Genomic DNA, 16483 nt, shown 5'->3' with positions numbered 1-16483 from the left:
ATCCCCCTGCTGGTCGGTTCGCCCGGTACCTCCCGGAGCGCTGCAAGTCTGCACTGCACCGCCCACACGCGCAGGGAGATCAGCGGTAGGCCGCCGCCTGGATCCCGAACAGCTCGGCGTACAGGCCGCCATGGGCAACGAGCTCCTCGTGCGAGCCCGACTCCACGATCCGGTGGTCGGCGACGACGAGGATGAGGTCGGCCATCCGCACGGTCGAGAACCGGTGCGAGACGAGCAGGGTGACGGCTCCGGTGGTCGCGCCGACCGCGGCGGCATGGGCGGCGTACCGCTCGTAGAGGTCGTGCTCGGCCTGGGCGTCCAGGGCCGACGTCGGCTCGTCGAGGACCACGAGCAGCGGCGACTCGCGCATCATCGCGCGGCCGAGCGCGAGCTTCTGCCACTGCCCGCCGGACAGCTGCGCACCGTCCGCGTGGCTGGTGCCGAGCTGGGTGTTCAGCCCGTCCTCCAACCGGGCGAGGACGTCCGACGAGTGGGCGCGGTCGAGGGCGCCGAGCACGGCGTCGTCCGACCCGATGCGCGGCAGGTCGCCCACCCCGACGTTCTGGCGAGCCAGCAGCTCGAACCGGCAGAAGTCCTGGAAGCCGGCCGCGGTCCGGTCCCGCCACGCCACGGGGTCGAGGTCGTCCAGCGGGACCCCGTCCACGGTGATCGTGCCGGTGGTGGGCGCGTAGAAGCGGCAGAGGAGCTTGACCAGCGTCGTCTTGCCGGCGCCGTTCTCGCCGACGATGGCGACGCTCGTGCCGGCCGGCAGGACGAGGTCGACACCCTCGAGCACGGGTGCGTCGGTGCCGGGGTACGTGAACGAGACGCCCTCGAACCGGATGCCGTCCCGCAGGGTGTCCGGCGCGGGCACGACGGTCCGCGGCGGGTTCTGCGACCGCACGAGCGCACGCATCCACGCGAGGTCCGCCATCGTCCGCGCGGCCCGCTGCAGCTGCTGCAGGATGGTCACCGCGGCCGTGACCTGCTGGTTCACCTGCGACGCGAGCGTGATGACGAGCACGACGGCGCCGACGGTGCGCGCACCGGCGACGGCGTCCCGCAGCACGACGAGGGTGGCCGCGACGTACGCGACGGCGAACACGAGCTGCCCGGCCGCACGCAAGGCGTCGGCCCGCACCTCGCCGGCCCAGAGCACGGCGGTCGCGGCGTCCCACGAGCTCCGCAGCCGCCCCCGGACCTCCTCGCCCAGCCCGCAGGTGCGCAGCTCCTTGGCCGCCGCCGCGTCGAGCGACAGGAGGAACAGGTGCCGCGCGCGGCGGTTGTCGGCGGCGGCGGCGGTGCGGGCGTCGCCCAGCACGGCCTCCGCGCGTCGGCCCAGGACCAGCGGCGGGATCGCGGCGAGCGGCAGCAGGAGCAGCCACGGGTTGAGCCGCGCGAGCAGGACGCCCGTGATGACGAGCGCGACGCCGAGGCCGATGGCGGACAGCAGCGCCTGCATCGACCCCCAGCCCGACCGGTCGAGCTCGGAGCGCAGCACCTGCAGCCGGTCCGCGTACTCGGGCCGCTCGTGGTGCTCGATGCCCGGCGAGTCGTGCGACAGCCCGATGAGGTCGCGCTCGAGCTGGATCACCGCGAGATCGCCCAGCTCGAAGTAGAAGATGTGCGCGAAGTGCCCGGCAGTCAGGGCGGCCACGACCAGCACGGCGACGAGCACCGCGGCGATCGACGCCCGCCGCGCGTCGCCGGCGATCGCTGCGTCGGTCAGGGCCGCGAGCGCGGGGGCCGCGAGCGGCATCGCGACCGACTGCAGCACCATGAGCACGGCCGACAGCACCAGCTTGCCGGGGCTGATCCGCCCCGCCAGGCGCAGCAGCGCCCAGCTTCCTCGCACCGTCTGGATCACCGCTCCACCTCGTTGCCGTCGGCGTCGAGCCCCGCCGCGAACCGCTCCGCCTGCAGTCTGAACAGCCGCGCGTAGTGCCCGTCGGATGCCACGAGCTCGTCGTGCGTGCCCTCCTCGACCACCCGCCCCGCATCGATGACCACGATCCGGTCCGCGCGCCGAACGCTCGAGAACCGGTGCGAGATGAGCACCGACGTCACCCCCCGCGTGAGCTCGACGAAACTGTCGAAGAACGCGGCCTCGGCCCGGACGTCGAGGGCCGAGGTCGGCTCGTCGAGCACGAGCACCCGGGCGCCCGCCTCGAGGGCGTAGAGCGACCGGGCGATCGCGATGCGCTGCCACTGCCCGCCCGAGAGGTCGGCACCGCCCTCGTAGGCGCGCGACAGGGTCGTCTCGAACCCCGCCGGCAAGGCGTCGACGGCGTCGGCGATGCCCGCGCGCTCCGCCGCGTGCCGGACGACGGCGGGGTCCCGCGGGGCGTGCACGGCGCCGACCAGGATGTTGTCGGAGGCCGAGAGCTCGTAGCGGACGAAGTCCTGGAAGACGACGCTGACCTGCCGGCGCCAGGCCGCGACGTCGAGGTCCGCGAGGTCCGTGCCGTCGACGGTCAGGCGTCCGGCCGTCGGTTCGTGCAGGCGGGTCAGCAGCTTGACCAGCGTGGTCTTGCCCGCGCCGTTGACGCCGACGATCGCGGTGCACAGGCCGGCGGGCAGCTCGAGGTCGAGGCCGTCGAGGACCGGCTGGCTGCTGCCCGGGTAGGAGAAGTGCACGTCCTCGAACCGCAGGACGGTCGACGGCGCGTCGGCAGGCACGGGCAGCGCGTCGCCCCCTCGCGGGACGCGGGACTCGGCGTCGGCCATCCGCGCCTCGAACTCCGCAAGCGCCGAGACGGCCTGCATCCCGTATTGCGTCTGCACGTCGGACTCCGGGTAGTACTCACCCAGCGCGATCGCCGCGACGACGGACTGGATGCCGAGCGCCAGGGCCGTGAGCGTGATGTCGCCGGCCGACGCCGATCGGGCGATCGACACCAGCACGGCCGCGCAGACCAGCAGGCCGATCGCCGTGTAGACGAGGTACGGCACGAGGTAGAGCTGCCGACGACGCGCCGCGACCGGCCCCAGCATCCGCTCGGTCGCGTCCACGTACTCGTCGGTGAACCAGCCCGCGAGCCCGAAGACGCGCATCTCCTTGGCCGCGGCCGGACCCATCGCCACCTCGCGCAGGTACACGGACCGGCGCCGGAACCCGATCACGTGCTTCCACACCTGCGAGTACCGACGCAGCCMGCCGCGCTGCCCGTACCGGAACACCAGCGTGGCCGCCAGGATCGCTGTCGCCGCGAGCCAGGACGTGACCAGCCCGACGACGACGGCGAACCCCACCAGCTGCACATAACGCGCGACCAGCGCGAGCAGGCCCGCCGCCGAGGATCCCGGGCTGCGGAACTCCGCCTCGAACTCGCGGGTGGCCTCGGTCAGCGCCTCCAGGGTCGCCTGGTCCTCCATCGGCGCGATGCTCGTCGACCGCAGCGCGATCTCCAGGGCCCGGTCCCGCAGGGCCCCGTCGATCCGCCGCTGCATCCGCACGCCGAGCGCGGTCTGCACCGGCGCGAGCACCTGCCGCGCGAGGAACAGCGCGGCGGCCAGCACGAACGTCCGCACGAGGTCGCTCCACGCGGCCGATCCCGTGCCGCCGTCGACAGCCGCGGGCACCTGCCCGACCACCACGCTCGTGGCCAGCACGAACGCGACCGGGAGCAGCCCGAGCACGACGTCGAGCACCAGGAGCCCGACCACCAGGCCTGTGCCGGCGGACGGCAGCAGGCGCGCGATGTCCCGACGGGGAAGCACCGCATCGCGGTACCAGGACCGGATCATGCGGCACCCCCACGGCCTGCGGCGGTGGGCAGCACGAGACGCACGCGGACTCCTTCGACCAGGTGAGAGCGCTCTCAACGTAGCGGGTGGTTCGCCCGGCTTCCAGCCGTTTTCGCAGCGCTCGCTCAGTCGGACGCGCGCGCCGAGACCGGGCGCGCGTCCCGCGGCGCCTCTCCGACGTCCGCGACCGAGCGCGGCTCATACGCCTCCGGCGTGAGGTCGGCGCGCAGGATCCGGCCGAGCCGGAACCAGCGCAGCCCCACACGGGTCTGGCACCACGCGATCAGGTACCAGGTGCCGCCCGTGCGAGCGAGCACCACGGGCTCGACCCTTCGGCGACTCACCACCCCCGACGAGCTCCGGTACTCGATCGCCAGCACGCGCCGGCCGCCCAGCGACTCCTCGACGGCACGGAGCACCCGGGCGGGCGCGACGTCCTCGGGCACGTCGGGCCGCGACCACACCCGGCCGGCCAGCTCGTCGGCCCGGGCCCGGTCGGCYGGCGTCAGCGCGTCCAGCACCTTGGCGCGCGCGGCGTCGGCGTCGGCCCCGAACGGGCTGCCCGGAGGCAGGGCGCGGACCGCGAGCGCGAGCGCGACGGCCTGCGCGGGCGTGAAGTTCACGGGCGGGAGCGCGACGGACGCGGCGAGGACGTAGCCGCCGCCGAGGCCGGCCTGCGCAACCACCGGGAGGCCGCTCTGCTGCAGCGACGAGATGTCGCGCTTGACCGTCCGAGGCGACACCTCGAACAGCCGCGCCAGCCGGGTGCTCGTGGTGCCGGCGCGGCCGACGCGGCGGAGCTCCTCGGCGAGGGCGTACAGGCGGTCGGTGCGGTTCACGGTTCCAGCATGGTGACACAAAGGTGACATCCCGGTGTCACCGGGACGGGTGGACGCTGGCCGCATGACTACTTCCCTGGTTCTGATCCCCGGTTTCTGGCTCGGCGGCTGGGCGTGGGACGACGTCGTCGCGGCATTCCCCGACGGCTTCGACGCCTATCCCGTGACCCTGCCCGGGCTCGTGCCCGGCGCCGACCGCGGCGACATCACCCGTGCCGACCACGTCCAGGCCGTCGTCGACCTCGTCGACGGCCTCGCGGGCGACGTCGTCCTCGTCGGGCACAGCGGCGGCGGCGCGCTCGTCGGCGAGGTCGTGGACAGGCGTCACGACCGGATACGCCGCGCGATCTACGTCGACTCCGGACCGCTGGAGGAAGGTGCCGCCATCAACGCGGCCGCCACAGAGAAGATCGAGGTCCCGCTGCCGACCTGGGCCGAGTTCGAGGCGCAGGGGTCCAGCATCGAGGGCATCGACGACGCGGGTCTCGCCGAGTTCCGCCGCCGCGCGCTGCCCCATCCCGCCCAGGTCGTGCGAGGCGCCGTCCACGTCAGCGACCCGCGCCGGTTCGACGTGCCGGCCACGGCGATCTGCACGAGCCTGCCGTCCGAGGTGCTCAAGACGATGGCGCACGGCGGCCCGCCGTTCCACACCGAGCTGGGCGAGTGCACCGACCTGACCTACGTCGACCTGCCCACCGGGCACTGGCCGATGTTCTCGCGGCCGGCGGACCTCGCGGCGGCCATCGCGGAGGCAGCTCGCGCGTAGTGCATCCGAGAACGGGTCCGGCGCCGAAGAGGGTGTGTCAGCACATCGGCCGCCCGGCGTACCCGTCGGGCCCTGTCCTCGAAGGACGCACCATGCGCGCTCGACTTCTCGCCGGCATCGCCGCCGGCACGCTCGCCCTCCTCACGGCCGCCACGGGTCCGGCGTCGGCCGCCGACAGCGACGCCCAGCTGTCGGTCTTCCACGGCGTCCCCGGCCTCACGGTCGACGTCTACGTCAACAACAAGCTCACGCTCGACAACTTCGAGCCGGGCGCCATGGCGGGACCGCTGGCCCTCCCCGCCGGCACCTACACGGTGGCCATCACGGCGGCCGACGCGGCGGATGCCAGCTCGCCCGCCATCGGACCGGTCGACCTGCAGCTCGCGGCCGGCCAGAACTACACGGCCGTCGCCCACCTCGACGCCGCGGGCGCCCCGACGGCAACCCTGTTCACCAACGACATCTCGACCACGGCCGCCGGCCAGGGTCGGCTCACGGTCCGGCACGTGGCCCAGGCCCCGGGCGTCGACATCCTGGCCGGCGGCAGCCCGGTCATCACCAACCTCACCAACCCGGCCGAGAAGGTGCTGAACCTCCCCGCCGGAACCGTCTCCGCGAGCGTGACGGCCACGGGCACGACGACCCCCGCCCTGCTCGGCCCGGCCGACGTGCCGGTCACCGAAGGCACCAACACGATCGTCTACGCGTGGGGCAGCGCCACGGCCTCACCGGCGACGCTTGCGCTGGCGGTCCAGACGATCGACGGCCTGCACGGCAACCCGTCCGGCGTGAACGCCGGCGAGGTCGGGCTCGTGTCCGACAGCGGTACGCCCGCCTGGCCGCTCGCGCTCGGTGCGCTCGCCGTCGCCGGTCTGGTCGGCCTCGGGTTCGCCCGTCGCACCGCCACCCAGCGCAGCTGAGCACGTCGATGATCGGTGCGCCGCGGTCCGGGCAGTCCCGGGCCGCGGCGTACCCACGTACCGCACGCGTGCTCGCGACCGTCGCCGCGCTGGGTGCGACGCTCGGCCCGCTGACCGCGTGCACCGGCCCGGACCCCGTCTCCGAGCCGGTGGTCGCGGCGTCGTCGTCCCCCACGACGACGCCGCGACCGACCCCTGCCCTGCCCTCCATCCCGGTCTACGACCCCGCCCTCGGCGCCCAGCAACCCGCCACCGCAGCATCAGCACCCGTGCGGCTCGTCGTGCCCGACGCGGGCATCGACATGCCCGTCGATCCGGTCGGGGTGCGGGACGACGGCGAGATGCAGATCCCCGAGGACGCCGACCGTGCCGGGTGGTACCAGTACGGTCCCGCGCCCGCCGATCCCGCCGGCGCGACCGTCATGGCCGCTCACGTCGACAGCCGGCTCACCGGCATCGGGCAGTTCGCCAAGCTCCGCGACGTCGGCATCGGCGGCACCCTCACGGTGACGACCGCCGACGGCAGCGAGCACGGTTACCGCGTCGTGAACGTCGAGAAGATCCCGAAGGAGGGTGCGCCCGTGGACCAGTGGTTCGACCGGTCCGGCGCGCCGCGGCTGGTGCTGGTGACGTGCGGTGGCACGTTCCGCCGCGACATCGGGCACTATACGGACAACGTCGTCGTCACGGCCGAGCCGCTAGGTGGGTAGCCGTGACACTGCTGCAGGCACGTGAGGAGCTGTCCGTGAGCGCACCCGGGACCGGGCCCGCGGGCTCGTCGCGCCCGGCGCATCGAGTCGACCCGGACGGTGAGGGCGTCGACGAGCTCGGGCGGGCGTTCGCGCAGGGTGACGAGACCGCGGTGGCGGAGGCGTACCGGCGCTGGTCTGCGCTGGTGCACACCGTGGCACTCCGGTCGCTCGGCAGCCTGACGGACGCCGAGGACGTCACGCAGCAGGTGTTCGTCGAGGCCTGGCGCAGCCGGCACCGGTTCGACCCCGCACAGTCCCGGCTCCCCGCCTGGCTCCTCGGCATCACGCGGCACATCGTCGCGGACACGCACGAGAAGCGGGCGCGCGACCGTCGGCTGCGGGACAAGTCGGTGGCCGGAGCCCTCGAGACGCCGGTGCCGCCGGTGGACGGCCGCGTCGTCGACCGCGTCCTGGTCGCCGACGAGCTCGACCGGTTGGGCGACCCGCAGCGCACCATCCTGCGGCTCGCGTTCTACGACGACCTCACGCACGACCAGATCGCCAGCAGACTGGACCTGCCGCTCGGCACGGTGAAGAGCCACGTCCGGCGCAGCCTCGCCCGGCTGCGGACCCGATGGGAGGTGGACGGTGCCGTTCGATGAGTCGCACGTGGACGACGACCTGCTCGCGCTCCTCGCCCTCGGCGAGCCGGCGGGATCGACGTCGGACCTCGCGCACATCGAGGAGTGCGAGCGCTGCACCGACGAGCTCGAGTCCTTGCGCGCCGTGGTCGAGCTGGCGCGCTCCGGGGGCCCTGACGACGTGCTCGTCGCGCCCGCGCCCGCCGTGTGGGACCGCATCGCCGGGGAGCTCGGACTCTCGCCCGGCGCCCAGGCGTTGGCCACCGATGCCGCGCCGACGAAACCCGTCGCCGATACGGGGGAGCCGCTCGCGCCCGTGGTCTCGCTCGACGCCCGTCGGAACACGCCCCGCGCCGGGCGCTGGATCGCCGCCGCGGCGGCTGCCGGGCTCCTCGTCGGCGGCGGGGGCGCCTGGTGGGTGGCCAACCACGACGACCCCGCGACGGTGCTGGCCACCGCGACCCTCGAACCGTTGCCCGGCTGGGAGGCGTCGGGCTCCGCGGTGGTCGAGACGGCTGCCGACGGGAGCCGCGTGCTCGTCGTCGACATCTCCCACGACGCCCCGTCGGGCGAAGGCTTCCGCGAGGTCTGGCTGCTCAAGCCCGACGTCAGCGGACTGGTCAGCGTCGGCACCCTGGAAGGGACCTCCGGACGGTTCGACCTGCCCGACGGCCTCGACCTGTCGCAGTACTCGGTGGTCGACGTGTCGGAGGAGCAGTTCGACGGGAACCCGGCCCACTCCGGCGACTCGATCGTGCGCGGCCCGTTGGAGGCATGAGAAACGCCCCCTCCGTCTTCGTGGAGGGGGCGTTCCGCGGCTGCGCGTCAGACCGCCGGCGGGGCCGCCGGGGGCTGCTGCTGGACCGGCACCTGCTGGACGGGCGCCTGCTGGACGGGCGCGGCCACGGGGGCCGCGGCGGCCGGCGCGGCGTTCGGCGTGGTGCGCTGCTCGACGACGGCCGTGTGCGTGGTGTTGCTCCGCTGGCTGTTGAGCACGATCGCCAGGATCAGCGCGATGACACCGGCCGCCATGCAGATGTAGCCGATCACCACCAGGTTGACTCCGTCGACGGCGTCGCTGACGCCGAACGAGAGGATCGCGCCGATGACGATGAGGGCGATGCCGCCTCCGATACCCATTGTCGGTCCCTTCGTCGTGCCGTGCGGGGGTCGCCCGGCTCCGACCGGCGAGTCTGGTCCCGACCGGGCGACCCCGCACGTCGAGAGGGTCCGACTACCCCAATATTTCCGGATATKTCGGGGCATCCTCACCCGACCGGGTGAGCACGTGCTCCGCGAGGAACGCCTCGACCACCTGGTACCAGACGATCGCGTGCTGCGGGCTGAGCACCCAGTGGTTCTCGTCGGGGAAGTAGAGGAACCGGTGCGGGGTCCTGCCGTCGTCGTCGGCGGGCAGCCCGCTCTTGGACAGCAGCTCGTACCAGAGCCGCAGGCCCTCGCCGATGGGCACGCGGTAGTCCTTGTCGCCGTGGATCACCAGCATCGGCGTGACGATCTTGTCGACGTGCAGGTGCGGCGAGTTGTCGAGCGCCATCTGGTCGGTCATCTCGCGGCCCCAGTAGAACGCCGCGTCCGTCGTCGGGCCGAACTGGTCCAGCGCCCACAGGCTCGCGTGCGTGACGATCGCCTGGAAGCGGTCGGTGTGGCCGGCCACCCAGTTCGCCATGTAGCCGCCGAACGAGCCGCCCATCGCCGCCGTGCGCGTCTCGTCGATGTCGTCCCGCTGCTCCACCGCGTCCGTGATCGCCAGCAGGTCGGTGTACGGCGCGCCGCCCCAGGCACCCCAGCCGTCCTGGATGAACTGCTGGCCGTAGCCGGTGGACAGCGCGGGGTCCGGCAGCAGCACCGCGTACCCGCGCGCGACGAGGATCCACGGGTTCCACCGCCACGACCACGCGTTCCACGACCCCAGCGGGCCGCCGTGGATCCAGAGCAGCAGCGGAGCCTTGTCCGCTCCCTCCGGTCGAGCCAGCCACCCGCGCACGCGGCGACCGTCGGTCGTCGTCTCGACCTCCGTCAGCGTGCCGGGCAGCACGGGCGTCGCGATCGGGCTCTTCAGCGCGGTCGTCTGCTTCGTCGCCAGGTCGATGCGCACGGGGTGGCTCGGCGCCTCGTACGACGTCCGTAGCGCGTATGCCGTGGTGCCGTCCGGGCTGATGCTCACGTCCGTGAACGTCGCGTCGTCGCTGGTCAGGCGCGTGACCTCGTCGCTCTCGAGGTCGATCCGGAAGATCGGTCCGCGGCCGTCGTCGTCGGCGAGCACCAGCAGCGCCGAGCTGTCCGGCAACCAGACCGGCTCGTGCGGCCAGCGGTCCCACGTCGGTGCGAGCGTCCGCGGCTCGCCACCCGCCAGGGGGACGATCTCGAGGGTCACGCGCGGGGCCACGTGCGGAGTCGAGATCGTCTCGCGGCTGTAGACGACCCACTGCCCGTCCGGCGAGACGCTCGGCGACCCGAGGTCCGCCTCGGGGTCGTCGACGAGCACGCGCTGCTCGCCCGACGCGACGTCGATCGCGACCAGGCGGCTGCGCATGTCCCCGCGCGACAGCGGCAGGTGCCACCCGGTGACCACCGTCCGGCCGTCCGGGCTGATGTCCGAGGCCTGCTCGACGAGCGCCGACCGCGCCCCCGGCGTCACGTCCGTCAGGGTCAGCTTCGGATCCGTGCTCGACGCCAGGGGTGCGACGACGTCGTCCGACACGGTCGCGACGAACAGGTGCGGCGACTCCGGGCCGAGGTCGTGGTCCCAGTACCGGACCGGGTAGGAGTCGTGCAGGATCGCCGCGACCTTCTTGTCCTTGCGGGCCTTGCGCAGCTTCTCGTCCGTCTCGGCGTCCGTGGCGCTGGGCAGCACGTCCGACCCGACGAGCACGACGTCCGCGTCCTTCGCGACGTGCACGCCGCCGAGACCCGCGGCCCGGTGCGCGACGACGCGCGCCTCGGCGCCGTTCTTGGGCAGCAGCCAGAGCGCGGGGACCGTGTCGTCGTCGTCCTTGTCGCTGTCGGGGTCCGGCCGAGCACTCGTGAACAGGAGGTCGCCGTGCGTGGTGAACGCGGCGCTGGACTCACCCTTCGCGCTGCGGGTCAGCCTTCTCGCGGGCTCCTGGTTGCTCGGGTCGACCTCCCAGAGTGCCGTCACAAACTTGGTCTTCTTGCTGTTCAGCGTCGCGACGGCGGTCACCAGCCGCGTCCCGTCCGGCGAGAGCACGAGCCCCGCGAGCCGAGGGATGGCGACGTATTGGTCGAGATCATGAAAGGGCGTCGAAGTCATGCGCTCCGTCCTATCACCTGCCGCTGAGTCTCGTCGGGCGTCGCGCGGTCGCGACCAAGCCATGAGTGACGCCAAGCGGACGGACGACCTCCCCCATGGCTTGTTCGCTGTCCGCCGCCTCCCCGGAGGACGTCGACCAAGCCATGGGTGCTGTGTCGAGCTCGCTTGCCGTAGCTCATGGCTTGGTAGGTCGACGCGCTCGTGCGCGAGCGAGTGCAGCGCGGACGGTCGCGGGGATGACGTCGCGTGCGGCGATGTCCGCCGAGGTGAACCGGAACAGGTCGATTCGGCCGGTGGCGAGCATGGCGTTCTGGCGACGACGGTCGTGCAGCACCGCCTCCGGCGCCTCATGAAACTCGCGGCCGTCGATCTCCGCGATAAGCCATCGGCCGTCCCCGAGCCTCCACCCCATGTCCCCGCGGCCGAGAATGCGGCCGGACGACGAGCAGATCTCGACCTGCAGCAGATCAGGTGCGACCCCGGCGTCCGCGCACTGCAGCCGCGCAAACGTCTCGAGGGGCGACTCCGAGCGAGCGTCCACGAGCTCCCACCACGACTGGCAAGACGCTGCACCACGCCGACCATTTATGGCGAGCCGCACACCGGCGAGGTCCCCGATCGATAGCACCCCGCGATGAAGGACGTCATCCAGAACTGCGACCGCGTTGTCGCGTGGCAGCTCGGGAAGCGCCTGCACCAGTGCCGCCACCAGGCCGGGGACCGCTCCCGCGCCGAGACGCTCGACCCCGACCACGGCGAACTGACGGACGCGGATCCCGTCCCGCGACCGTCGTGGGTGTCCGGAGGGCAGCGAGACCTGAGGCACGATCTCAAGCGGCAGACCCCGGACGCCGTGCAGCGCCAGCGCGCAGGGGCCGACGGCGATTGCTTCTGGGCCGAAGGCCAGCATCGCGAGCCAGGCGGCGCGTCGTCGACGGTGGTCGGCGTCGCGTCGGCGGTCGCGCTGTGGCGTCACATCGAAGACTCCGTGGGTCACCCGGTCCCACATGCCGTCACGGACGAGCCGCGATCGCCGGGCAGAGTCGACACGAGCCGCCTCGCTCTGGACTGCCGAGACGAGCCCCTCCTGCCGGCCGGCCAGGACGAGCAACGACCGCGGCGGCGGCTGGACGGGACGCATCCCGCGATGAGACCAAGGTCGACCCGCCCGCAATCGAGCCTCGGCCGATCTGTGCAGCCACTGCGACCCTTCCCCGACTGTGGACGGCTCACCCTCGCCTCGCTGGCCCCAGACGTGATGCGTCGGGCGGCCCGACCGTCGACACCCGGTCGCGGTCACAAGGGTTGTCCACAACCGGGTGAACGGTCGTGACGCGGGCCGTCCGTTTTCGGTACGTTCGCCCGCATGTCCTGGCTGACGAGCTCTCGCCGCGGTGCCCGGCTCGTCGTGCCTGTGACCGGGCTGCTGCTGCTGGCGGCGTGCACGAACGGGACGCCGGAGGCCGCGGAGTCCTCGACGCCGGCAGTCGTGGTGACGCCTTCGCCGACGTCGACACCCAGGCCGACCGTGTCGCCCAGCGTGGATGTGACCGTGAAGCCGGCCCGGCCCGCTGCTCTGGACGAGCCACCCAGCGCGGATGGCGCAGCCGCGATCGCTGCGTATTTCATCTTGCTATTTCCATACGTCAACGCGACCGGCGATCTCTCCGACTGGAAGGCGCTCAGCCACCCCGACTGCGTCTTTTGCGCCAGCGTGGTGTCCACCGTGGAGACAAAGACCGCGGCAGGCCAACACGACCAGGGCGGAACAAACACGATCACAGCCGCTTCGGGGACCGAAGTAAATCCCGAAGCGTTCTACTCCGCCAAGATCGACCTCATCCAAGACGCCTCCGTGACGGTCGATCCATCCGGCACGGTCATCGAGACCTTCCCAGGTCCCACGGCGTACCACATCGACCTCGCCCTCGTTTGGGACGGAGCCGTTTGGAGAATCCGTGAAGCTACTCCCGTCGAGGTACCCGCTCCATGAGCGTGCGGACGGTCGGGATTGCACTCGCGCTTCTCACTGTCCTCGTCGCTACGCCTCTGCAGGCATCAGCCGACTCGCTCGGCGGTCAGGCAGCCGGCGATGCGGTCCGCATGACCGCCTTCGAGGGTGAGCAAGCCCTCCGCGCCCAGCATGCCAAGGCCGGCGCGCCTGAGGCGCTGCTGCGCGAGTACCAGCGCGCGGTCATCTGCAACACCAGCAGCGCCCACCTGACCACGCCGCTGAACGGCACCTGCCCTGCAGCCGAGGGCCAGGCCGGGGTCAACAACTGCGGTGACGCGACGCCGGTGCTCCCGCTGTGGACCCGCACGCGCGCGACACCCACGGATCCCTGGTCCGCGTGGACGATCGTCGCGGACGGCGGCTGCCCGGACGACCTCCTCCCCACGTTCACGGCAGCGGACTTCCGTCTCCTGCCTATCGCGCCGCAGGTCGTGCAGATGCAGCCGGACCGCGGCTGGGTGCTGGTGAACAAGGAGACGATCGTCCTGAGCGACGCCGCCGAGCAGACGTTCCGCACGGACCTGTTCGGCTACGGCATCGACGTGATCGCCACGCCGACGCACTTCACGTGGGACTTCCGGGACGGCTCGCGACACCTGTCGACCACGAGCCCGGGGCACGCGTACCCCGCGTTCGACGTGTCGCACGTCTACACGGATCCGGACCCGGCGCAGACGATCACGCTCACCACCACGTGGTCGGGCCGGTACCGGGTCGACGGCGACGACGAGTGGCGCGACGTGGACGGCACGGCCGAGACCGCGAGCACGTCGGCACAGTTCGAGGTGGTCGAGCGGCGGTCGCACCTGGTCTCGGAGGACTGCAACGAGGCCCCCGACCAGCCCGGGTGCGGCTGAGTCAGTCGCGGGTGTCGCGCTCGGCCAGGCCGGCGAGCATGGCGTTGTACTCGTCCATCTCGACGTCGCCGTCTCGATCGACTCGACGGTCGCGCCGGCGGGCGGTGCGGTCGTCGTCGCGGGACCACGCGACCGCGACGCCGATGGCCAGGGCCAGGGTCGGGATCTCGCCGATGCCCCAGGTGATCGCGCCGCCGGCCTGCTGGTCGGCGATCGCCGACGCACCCCACGGGCGGCCCATCAGGCCGAACCAGTCGGCGACGAGCAGGACGTCGCCGGTCACCATCGTCACGCCGAAGAAGGCGTGGAACACCATCGTCGCGAAGAGCAGGAGCAGCCGCTGCGGGTAGGGCAGTCGCTTGGGACCCGGGTCGATGCCGACGAGCGCGTTGACGAACAGGTACCCGACGGTGGTGAAGTGCACGACCATCGCGAGGTGCCCGACCGGGCTGCGCAGCGACCACTCGAAGAGGCCGGAGTAGTAGAAGAGCAGCATCGAGCCGATGAAGTTCACGGCGGCGACAACGGGGTGCGCGAAGAACTGCCCGACCCGGCTGTGGACGATGACGAGGATCCACTCGCGGGGGCCGCGCGAGGCGTCGTCGCGCAGCTGCGTGGAGCGCACGGGCAGCGCGCGCAGGGCCAGGGTCACGGGCGCGGACAGGGCGAGGAACAGCGGCACCACCATCGCGAGCGTCATGTGCTGGACCATGTGCGCGCTGAACAGGACGTGCCCGTACAGATTGGGGGCGCCGTTGGTGGCCCACAGGAACAGGACCATGCCGACGGACCAGGACGCGGCCCGGAGCAGCGACCACGAGTCGCCGCGGCGCCGCAGCCGGAGCACCCAGCGCCAGTAGACGATGAGCCCGGCGACGGCCGCCGACGCCAGGACCAGGTCCCAGCGCCACTCGGTCAGCCACCGCAGCGCGGTCGGCGCGGGCGGCAGGGGGTGGCCGGTCAGCTGGTAGGCCGGGGACTGGTCGAGCGGTGGCTCCTCGGACACGGGCGGCGCGGTCTCGCCGAGCGCGACGGCGACCCCCGACACGGCACCCATGACGGTCAGCTCGACGAGCACGAGCCGCCAGAACAGCCAGTCCGTCGTCCTCGTCGCCAGCTGCGGCAGCACCGCGCGCCGGTGGGCCAGGCCGAGCAGACCGAGGATGCCGAACAGCGCGGTCTTCACCAGCAGCAGCACGCCGTAGGGGGTCGTGAGGTCGTCCCAGCCGCTGGTCCGCAACAGGCCGTTGACCAGCCCGGACACGGCGATCGCGGCGTAGCACCAGCCCGCGATCACCGAGTATCGCGCGACGGACGCGGACAGGTCCGTGCCGATCCGCCAGACGAGGAGCGCCAGGGCGGCGAGGGCCCCGATCCAGACGGCGGCGCCGACCAGGTGCACCACCATCGACGACGTCGCGATGTCGTGCCCCGACGCACCGGCGGCGTGCCCGAGCTGAGCCTGCTGCCAGAGGGCGACGAGCACAAGGACCGTGGTCCAGGCGGCGCCGGTGGGCGTCGCGACGACGAGCGCGAGGGCGGTGACCACCGCCGCGACGGTCGTGATCAGCAGCAGAGTCCGGCCGAGGTCGATCTGCGTGACGAAGACGCCGAGCTCCGACCCGAACGTCGCGGAGTCGAGGGGCCGGCCGGCGACGCTCGCGTAGGTCAGGACCAGGTGCGCGATCGACAGGAGCGTCCAGGTGCCCGCGGCGAACCCGGCCAGCACGGTGCTGCGCGGGTATGCGGTGCCGTCGGCGGTGCCGATGCCGGCGCGGACGGTTCGGGTCGACGCCGTGGCCGCGCGGCGCGGCAGCACGCACACGGCCAGCACGAGGGCGCCGAGCGTCACGGAGCCGGCCAGCTCGGTCAGGGTCGCCGTCGCGGGCAGCCCCCAGCGGACGGCGGCGCCCGGGTCGCGGAGCAGGGCCGGCAGCGCCGCACCGGAGAACGCCACGCCGAGCAGTGCCGCGACGACCGCCGAGACGACGAGCGCCAGGACGCGCCACGGGCTCGGGGTTCGAGGCACACCGGCGCCCGATCCCCCGGCCTTGGTCACCGGCGCAGTCATCGGACCAGCGTAGGTCGCTGCCGGGCGAGGTCCGTCACGACGCCGACCGTCTCCGCAGCAGCAGCCAGGCGGCGACCCCGCCGACCACCACGAGGACGGCCGCGACACCGATCAGCGGCCCMGCGGAGACGTGCCGCTGGGCGGGCGCCGGGGCGACCGACGGGGAGGTCGTGGGCGTCGGGGCCACGGAGGAAGCGGTGGTCGTGGTCGTGGGCGTGGGGGCCACGCTGGGCGCGACGCCGTAGGCGACCTCACCGGAGGCGGTGAACGCGAACTGGCCCTCGATGGGGTGCCCGTCGGCCGAGGTCACCCGGTAGACCACCGTGTACACCCCCGTCGGCAGCTCCCCGGTAACCGCCTGCGTGACGGTGTTGTCGACGAGCACGGGCGCGCCGGTGCTCACCGTCCGCGCGTTCGGGTCGTTCACCACGACCTCGGTGCCGACGGCCAGCGCGGGCTCGTTGAACGTCAACGTGACGTGGTCCGGGGCCACGGCGACCGTCGACCCGTCGGCCGGGTCGGTGCCCTGCAGCACGTCGTGCGCCTGTGCGGCGGGCGCACCGGCCAGGGTCCCGAGGACCGCGAGCGCGAGGCCGCCGAGCAGCGCCGAGCCGCGGCGCAGCACCGTCATGCGTCCAGGTGCC

15 protein-coding genes are annotated in these 16483 nt (G+C 72.8%); 7 read left to right on the top strand and 8 right to left on the bottom strand.

Annotated elements, in window-relative coordinates; all coding sequences use genetic code 11:
* Positions 1 to 79 precede the first annotated feature (79 nt).
* The 3 genes from AC1DYZ_RS06835 to AC1DYZ_RS06825 form a co-directional block, all read right to left on the bottom strand.
* Positions 80 to 1867, bottom strand: coding sequence for an ABC transporter ATP-binding protein (locus AC1DYZ_RS06835; protein WP_477064456.1), 1788 nt, complete (start codon positions 1865 to 1867; stop codon positions 80 to 82).
* Positions 1864 to 3747: an ABC transporter ATP-binding protein gene (locus AC1DYZ_RS06830; RefSeq protein ID WP_477064455.1), complete on the bottom strand. Its 1884-nt coding sequence runs from the start codon at positions 3745 to 3747 to the stop codon at positions 1864 to 1866. The genes AC1DYZ_RS06835 and AC1DYZ_RS06830 overlap by 4 nt, the downstream gene beginning before the upstream one ends.
* Before the next feature lie 125 nt (positions 3748 to 3872).
* Positions 3873 to 4586 carry a helix-turn-helix transcriptional regulator gene (locus AC1DYZ_RS06825; protein ID WP_477064454.1) on the bottom strand — a complete coding sequence of 238 codons (714 nt, stop codon included), beginning with the start codon at positions 4584 to 4586 and terminating at the stop codon, positions 3873 to 3875.
* 64 nt (positions 4587 to 4650) lie between these two features.
* Between AC1DYZ_RS06825 and AC1DYZ_RS06820 the strand changes: the two genes are divergently transcribed.
* The 5 genes from AC1DYZ_RS06820 to AC1DYZ_RS06800 all read left to right on the top strand — a co-directional run bounded on the left by AC1DYZ_RS06820 (position 4651) and on the right by AC1DYZ_RS06800 (position 8383).
* Entirely contained in the window at positions 4651 to 5352 is a 702-nt protein-coding gene (locus AC1DYZ_RS06820) for an alpha/beta fold hydrolase (RefSeq protein WP_477064453.1), read from the top strand.
* Positions 5353 to 5444: 92 nt separating this feature from the next.
* Positions 5445 to 6272: a DUF4397 domain-containing protein gene (locus tag AC1DYZ_RS06815; RefSeq protein ID WP_477064452.1), complete on the top strand. Its 828-nt coding sequence runs from the start codon at positions 5445 to 5447 to the stop codon at positions 6270 to 6272.
* Between the two features lie 8 nt (positions 6273 to 6280).
* The gene (locus tag AC1DYZ_RS06810) at positions 6281 to 6982 is read left to right on the top strand and encodes a class F sortase (RefSeq protein ID WP_477064451.1); all 702 of its coding nucleotides are present in this window, start codon (positions 6281 to 6283) and stop codon (positions 6980 to 6982) included.
* Between the two features lie 35 nt (positions 6983 to 7017).
* Positions 7018 to 7626: an RNA polymerase sigma factor gene (locus AC1DYZ_RS06805; protein WP_477064450.1), complete on the top strand. Its 609-nt coding sequence runs from the start codon at positions 7018 to 7020 to the stop codon at positions 7624 to 7626.
* Entirely contained in the window at positions 7613 to 8383 is a 771-nt protein-coding gene (locus AC1DYZ_RS06800; RefSeq protein WP_477064449.1) for an anti-sigma factor, read from the top strand. Before AC1DYZ_RS06805 ends, AC1DYZ_RS06800 begins: the two co-directional genes overlap by 14 nt.
* A 47-nt stretch (positions 8384 to 8430) precedes the next feature.
* Here AC1DYZ_RS06800 and AC1DYZ_RS06795 read toward each other — a convergent pair whose 3' ends face one another.
* From AC1DYZ_RS06795 to AC1DYZ_RS06785, 3 genes are all read right to left on the bottom strand, one after another.
* Positions 8431 to 8745: a DUF6458 family protein gene (locus tag AC1DYZ_RS06795; protein ID WP_477064448.1), complete on the bottom strand. Its 315-nt coding sequence runs from the start codon at positions 8743 to 8745 to the stop codon at positions 8431 to 8433.
* A gap of 94 nt (positions 8746 to 8839) precedes the next feature.
* Positions 8840 to 10897: a S9 family peptidase gene (locus tag AC1DYZ_RS06790; RefSeq protein ID WP_477064447.1), complete on the bottom strand. Its 2058-nt coding sequence runs from the start codon at positions 10895 to 10897 to the stop codon at positions 8840 to 8842.
* Between the two features lie 175 nt (positions 10898 to 11072).
* Entirely contained in the window at positions 11073 to 11906 is an 834-nt protein-coding gene (locus tag AC1DYZ_RS06785; protein WP_477064446.1) for a type IV toxin-antitoxin system AbiEi family antitoxin domain-containing protein, read from the bottom strand.
* A 357-nt stretch (positions 11907 to 12263) separates the two neighbouring features.
* On the opposite strand from AC1DYZ_RS06785, the gene AC1DYZ_RS06780 reads away from it, so the two are divergent.
* Together AC1DYZ_RS06780 and AC1DYZ_RS06775 are read left to right on the top strand one after the other, a co-directional pair.
* On the top strand, positions 12264 to 12890 hold the full coding sequence (locus AC1DYZ_RS06780; protein ID WP_477064445.1) for a DUF6318 family protein: 627 nt from the start codon (positions 12264 to 12266) through the stop codon (positions 12888 to 12890).
* Positions 12891 to 13000: 110 nt separating this feature from the next.
* Positions 13001 to 13768 (top strand): hypothetical protein, encoded by a 768-nt coding sequence (locus AC1DYZ_RS06775; protein ID WP_477064444.1) that lies wholly within the window; start codon positions 13001 to 13003, stop codon positions 13766 to 13768.
* A 1-nt stretch (position 13769) separates the two neighbouring features.
* Here AC1DYZ_RS06775 and AC1DYZ_RS06770 read toward each other — a convergent pair whose 3' ends face one another.
* Complete coding sequence (locus AC1DYZ_RS06770) at positions 13770 to 15839, bottom strand: bifunctional copper resistance protein CopD/cytochrome c oxidase assembly protein (protein WP_477064443.1); 2070 nt, start codon at positions 15837 to 15839, stop codon at positions 13770 to 13772.
* A gap of 34 nt (positions 15840 to 15873) precedes the next feature.
* Positions 15874 to 16470 (bottom strand): copper resistance CopC family protein, encoded by a 597-nt coding sequence (locus AC1DYZ_RS06765; RefSeq protein WP_477064442.1) that lies wholly within the window; start codon positions 16468 to 16470, stop codon positions 15874 to 15876.
* Positions 16471 to 16483: the final 13 nt, after the last annotated feature.

The organism is Cellulomonas sp. P1_C4 (assembly GCF_056406355.1).
The sequence above is the reverse complement of the archived record's forward strand: the minus strand, read 5'-3'. Positions and strand labels throughout refer to the sequence as shown.

What these genes read in the sequence shown, in the direction of transcription:
- AC1DYZ_RS06820 (WP_477064453.1), top strand. Translation starts at nt 4,651, where the DNA reads ATGACTACTTCCCTGGTTCTGATCCCCGGTTTCTGGCTCGGCGGCTGG.
- AC1DYZ_RS06815 (WP_477064452.1), top strand. Translation starts at nt 5,445, where the DNA reads ATGCGCGCTCGACTTCTCGCCGGCATCGCCGCCGGCACGCTCGCCCTC.
- AC1DYZ_RS06810 (WP_477064451.1), top strand. Translation starts at nt 6,281, where the DNA reads ATGATCGGTGCGCCGCGGTCCGGGCAGTCCCGGGCCGCGGCGTACCCA.
- AC1DYZ_RS06795 (WP_477064448.1), bottom strand. Translation starts at nt 8,745, where the DNA reads ATGGGTATCGGAGGCGGCATCGCCCTCATCGTCATCGGCGCGATCCTC.
- AC1DYZ_RS06785 (WP_477064446.1), bottom strand. Translation starts at nt 11,906, where the DNA reads ATGTGGGACCGGGTGACCCACGGAGTCTTCGATGTGACGCCACAGCGC.
- AC1DYZ_RS06780 (WP_477064445.1), top strand. Translation starts at nt 12,264, where the DNA reads ATGTCCTGGCTGACGAGCTCTCGCCGCGGTGCCCGGCTCGTCGTGCCT.
- AC1DYZ_RS06775 (WP_477064444.1), top strand. Translation starts at nt 13,001, where the DNA reads ATGACCGCCTTCGAGGGTGAGCAAGCCCTCCGCGCCCAGCATGCCAAG.
- AC1DYZ_RS06770 (WP_477064443.1), bottom strand. Translation starts at nt 15,839, where the DNA reads ATGACTGCGCCGGTGACCAAGGCCGGGGGATCGGGCGCCGGTGTGCCT.